This window comes from Mesorhizobium sp. M7A.F.Ca.AU.002.02.1.1 (genome assembly GCF_003998535.1).
Taxonomy (GTDB): domain Bacteria; phylum Pseudomonadota; class Alphaproteobacteria; order Rhizobiales; family Rhizobiaceae; genus Mesorhizobium; species Mesorhizobium ciceri.
Genome location: NZ_RZPB01000540.1, coordinates 1 through 4,249, shown reverse-complemented (window position 1 = coordinate 4,249; position 4,249 = coordinate 1). Strand labels below are relative to the sequence as shown.

Here is a 4,249-nt window from a genome sequence, read left to right as displayed (position 1 = left end):
ATCCCCGGTCACGCTGAGCCTGCCCTGGGAGACAAGGCGATCCAGCGCTTCTGGGTCGCCCTCGAGCAACAGGATGTCATCCACCTTGAGGACCACGTCGGGCAGTGGCGTCATCCGCATCGTGCGATTGCGCAGGATCGACGTCACGATTGCATCGCCCCCGGCGAGCTTCATGAGGTCTGCGACGGTTTTCCCGAGCACCGTGGAGTCGGCGACAATTCGAGCCTCTGTAAGGTAATTCTTGATGTCGAGGGCTTCATTCAGTGACCCGCCATGCTTTTCGCGCACCGGCAACAACCAATAGAAAAACAGCAGGAAGATCGTTCCGGCAGCGGCTATGGCAGCTCCAACAGGTGTGAAGTCGAACATTGTGAAGGCGGTTCCGATCAGCTCCTCTCGCACTCGGGACACTACGATGTTGGGTGATGTTCCCACCTGCGTCATTAGTCCGCCGAGCAGTGACCCGAATGCCATGGGCATCAGGAATATCGAGGGTGAAATGTTAGACCGGCGCGCGAACTGGAAGGCGATCGGAATCATGATAGCGAGCGCCCCGATATTCTTTACAAAGGCAGAGAGGATCGTGACCACGATCACCAGCAGCGCCAGTTGCGACCGAACTCCCGATAATTTCGGAGCAAAGCGCTTGATCGCTGCCTCCATGATTCCCGAGCGTGCTATCCCTGCGCTCACCAGCAGAGCACTGCCGACAATAACCACGATATCGTCGCTGAACCCGCTGAAGGCTTCGTCAAAAGGCACAATGCCAACCGTGACAGCAAGCAACAGTGCCACAGCCGCGACCAGATCATATCGATAGCGACCCCACACGAACGCTGCCATCATCACGAAGGTTACGGCAAATGACAAAATTTGCGGCGTAGTCATGTCTTCGAATGCCCCGGCCCGCCAGTGCGACTAATGAGAACGGCCAAACCGCCCCTTTTGTTGCTTCGCTCATTGCTGCGCCAAAGCGGTCCGGCGGCGTTTGGCCAGGAGCGGATCGGCAGCGTTTAGAAACGGATTTTACGAAGCGGTCTTCGGACTTTGACAGACATCGATGTGCCCCGACCAATCCGACGCTTCAGCCCCAAACCAGGAAGGCCCGAGCCGGGATCAAAAAGCATGCGCTTGCCTCATGTCGAGTCCCCCTGGAAAATCGCCCGGACACCACGGATCGGGCGGCGTGCGGAGATCTTTTTCTCACCTGAAGTGCCACAGCAACGCCCCCGATATGCAGGGAGGGTGCCTCTGGTGCCTGACCCGTGGGCGAGCAGTTTTCTTGGCTACATTCGATTCTCAGGAAGCTTGAATCACGCGGCCTCTCTTTTGTTTTCGTAGCTGACAGGAGCCCCCTCGAAAGCCAGATCACTCCCGCGAGCCCAGTTCTTCTCAGCATCGATCAGCTCATTCTCCCCAGTCAAGCCGTTCAGAAACAGCCTGAGTACGTGCGCAGCTGTCCGTTCTCCGGCCCGCGAAGCAACAGGTACGCCGCGCTGTTCGCAGACCGTCGCACAAACACGGGCAAGCATCACAATATCGCTCGGTTCCAAAAATCGACCTGGATACAACATACCGTCCTCTGTTGGAAAGCCTCGTGAGCCTTTGATTACGCGAGGTCACCGGCAGCAACAATCAACTATGATAGTCTGCACCTCGACTGGGTCAGTAAATTTGAGCGGCCCTTCAGACGATCGGCATTGCGCCCTCCGGATCGGAAGGACGGGGCTATCAGGTGGGTTTTCCCGGCAGGTCGATCCGATTCGAATCGCGTGGGCTTGGGAAATGCGCACGGTCGCAGGTCTAAGGCAAGTTGGCCTGTGAAATGCCATGTCGGCATTTTCGGGCACCTCGAATTGAAGCCTGATTTGCAGAAGCTGGAATCGCTTGATGGCGAAGACTGCGCAAATCAGATCGAGGCGCGCGCCATCGCCCGGTGAAAGGGACCTCGACGAGTTGCCGCGTAAATCACGTTTGGAGGCCTGACCGTCGCCTGCTCATCCCCTCTGCCAAAGCAGGGAACAAGATCCTGTTTGCAATGTTGGGCGAAATGCCAATTTCTTCCCGCGGTCATGAATTCGACGTGGCTATTGTCGGCGGCGGCCCCGCAGGACTTGCGGCAGGCATGTATCTGGCCAGATTCCTGCATTCGGTGATCGTGGTCGACGCCGGCGACGCACGAGCCAAGCTCATTCCAAAATCGCATAACTGTCCTGGCTTCCCGGAGGGCGTAGGCGGGTCAGAGTTGCTCGGCCGTCTCAAAGCCCAGGCACAGAGATACGGTGCAAGCGTAGTGGACGGTCGTGTAGCGGGCGCCAAGAAGCGCGACGGGACCTTTGTGCTGACGACCACCTTCGGGACCATCCGAGCAAGGCGCGTGGTTCTTGCAACCGGGATCGTGGACAAGGCCCCGGCAATAGAAGGGCTGGAGGAGGCCGTCGCGGCCGGCACTGTCCGACTGTGTCCGGTCTGCGACGCCTATGAGGCCGTGGGCAAGCGCATCGGCGTCGTCGGCCCAGAGCATCTGGCGCTCAAGGAAGCCCTGTTTTTGAAGGAGTACAGCGGTCAGGTTACCTTGCTCGCCAACTATCCGGAGGATATTTCCGATGCCGCCCGCGGCATGGCCTCGGCAGGCGGCATCGAAATCTGGGACACCGTCGAGGATCTTGTTGCTCGGGCAACCGGGTTCGGCGTTGTCATGGCCGACGGTGCGCCAATGCGGGAATTGGATGTGGTGTACCCCGCAATGGGGTCTGATGTGCGCTCTGAACTCGCCGCCGCACTCGGTGCAGAGTGTGACGCGCAAGGATATGTTCTGGTCAGCCGACACCTCGAAACGTCGACTGCGGGTCTCTATGCCATTGGAGACGTGGCTGAGGGCCTCAATCAAATTGCCGTTGCGTTTGGCCATGCCGCCACCGCAGCAACACATATCCACAATGCACTTCAGTCTAGACCGGAAAACTGACCGGCCACCCTAGCACAGGGCGCGCGCCATAGCGCTCCAAGTCAGTGCGTTTCGAAGGACGCTTCAGATCCGCTCACCGGTGGCCGGCCTCGGGCGCGAAACGTTCAAATCAATTTTGTCCGGCAGGTCTGGCCAGGCATTTTTGATAGCGGTGGTTGTCATTCGATGGACAGGCGGGATGATGACCATCCGGACGTGTCGTTCAGGCCAGAGCGGGTTCCCGAAAATCAGGAAAACGACTGCTACCAGGACACTGACCAACCCCGCTGCAAACACGTTCGCGATGATCTCACCAGGCTGCATACACTCTCCATGAATGAGTACCCGCCACGCCAAGCGAGCCGTGGCGGGTAATCAACCAACCGACGATGAAGGGACGATGATCGACGGTCACATTCCAAATGTGGAAAAGGCTTCCTTGTTTCATAGGTCAGACCTTTGCGATTCCATGTCGGGCTTTGGTCGGGCCCAGACACGGTAGAGTGCTTGCAATGAGGTGTGTAGCAGCGCCAGCGCGAAGGCCCGTCAACAGCAACAAACCAGGTTGCCTGGATCCGCAACATATTTAGTGGGTCCGCCCCCACTTGCGGGTAGAGGCGGACCCGGGCGAGGCTTGGGGACCTCGACCGGCAGCGGGGGACGCTGCCGCTCTTCCAACCTGCCGTGGCATATCAGGTTCCGCTGATTAACAAAAAGCCGGCCACCGCGAAGTGGTGGCGGGCAGGTTCTGGAGTGTGCTGGGACCAACCAGCATAGGTCAACGAGCCGCAACAGGGTTGGTTGCGATAGCGGGCGGACGCCCGCCAACCCTCAGCGCTCGCTTCAGGCGCCCACTGCTTGCCCCCCTCGTCCCAGTGCCGGCCTATTGCCTGACGCATGCATCGCTGAGACATCGCTCGTGACGACCGTCCCCCGCGCGGGAATTGCTCGATCTTTCGATCGTCGATAGATCGAAGGAACATTTTAGACGTATCGAATGTTCAAATCCTATGGACAGCCGAACCCAACTTTCACCAGCTCAATCGAGAGCAGCACGCGCCCTGCTGAACTGGCCGCGAGTACGGCTTGCCGCAAAAGCGAGCGTTAGCGAAATGACGATCAGAGATTTTGAGAACGGTATTCGAAATCCGCGTCCCCACAAGATCGCGGCCATGCGTCAGGCGTTTGAGGACGCGGGAATTGCTTTCACCTTCGAAGGCGCTCCATCGCTAGCCCGCCCTGAAGGGCATAGCAGTCTCTCCACCACCAATAGAATGTGGCGCAGCCGGCAGAGACAAGCAT

At 58.7% G+C, this 4,249-nt stretch carries 4 protein-coding genes; 2 read left to right on the top strand and 2 right to left on the bottom strand.

Annotated elements, in window-relative coordinates; translation table 11 throughout:
- The coding region (locus EN879_RS26210) for an SLC13 family permease (protein ID WP_164774584.1) at positions 1–888 on the bottom strand (888 nt) is incomplete at its 3' end.
- 1,150 nt (positions 889–2,038) lie between these two features.
- Between EN879_RS26210 and EN879_RS26200 the strand changes: the two genes are divergently transcribed.
- A complete protein-coding gene (locus tag EN879_RS26200) occupies positions 2,039–2,968 on the top strand; it encodes an NAD(P)/FAD-dependent oxidoreductase (protein WP_244514439.1) in 930 nt (309 codons plus the stop codon).
- A 63-nt stretch (positions 2,969–3,031) separates the two neighbouring features.
- On the opposite strand, the gene EN879_RS26195 is transcribed toward EN879_RS26200, so the two are convergent.
- Entirely contained in the window at positions 3,032–3,271 is a 240-nt protein-coding gene (locus EN879_RS26195) for a hypothetical protein (protein ID WP_027161858.1), read from the bottom strand.
- A gap of 620 nt (positions 3,272–3,891) precedes the next feature.
- On the opposite strand from EN879_RS26195, the gene EN879_RS26190 reads away from it, so the two are divergent.
- Positions 3,892–4,249 (top strand): helix-turn-helix transcriptional regulator (locus EN879_RS26190; RefSeq protein ID WP_245493868.1); only part of this gene is annotated, 358 nt, incomplete at its 3' end.

Bases quoted from the DNA above. Each gene is read 5' to 3' on its own strand.
- EN879_RS26200 (WP_244514439.1), top strand. From the start codon at position 2,039: ATGTTGGGCGAAATGCCAATTTCTTCCCGCGGTCATGAATTCGACGTG.
- EN879_RS26195 (WP_027161858.1), bottom strand. From the start codon at position 3,271: ATGCAGCCTGGTGAGATCATCGCGAACGTGTTTGCAGCGGGGTTGGTC.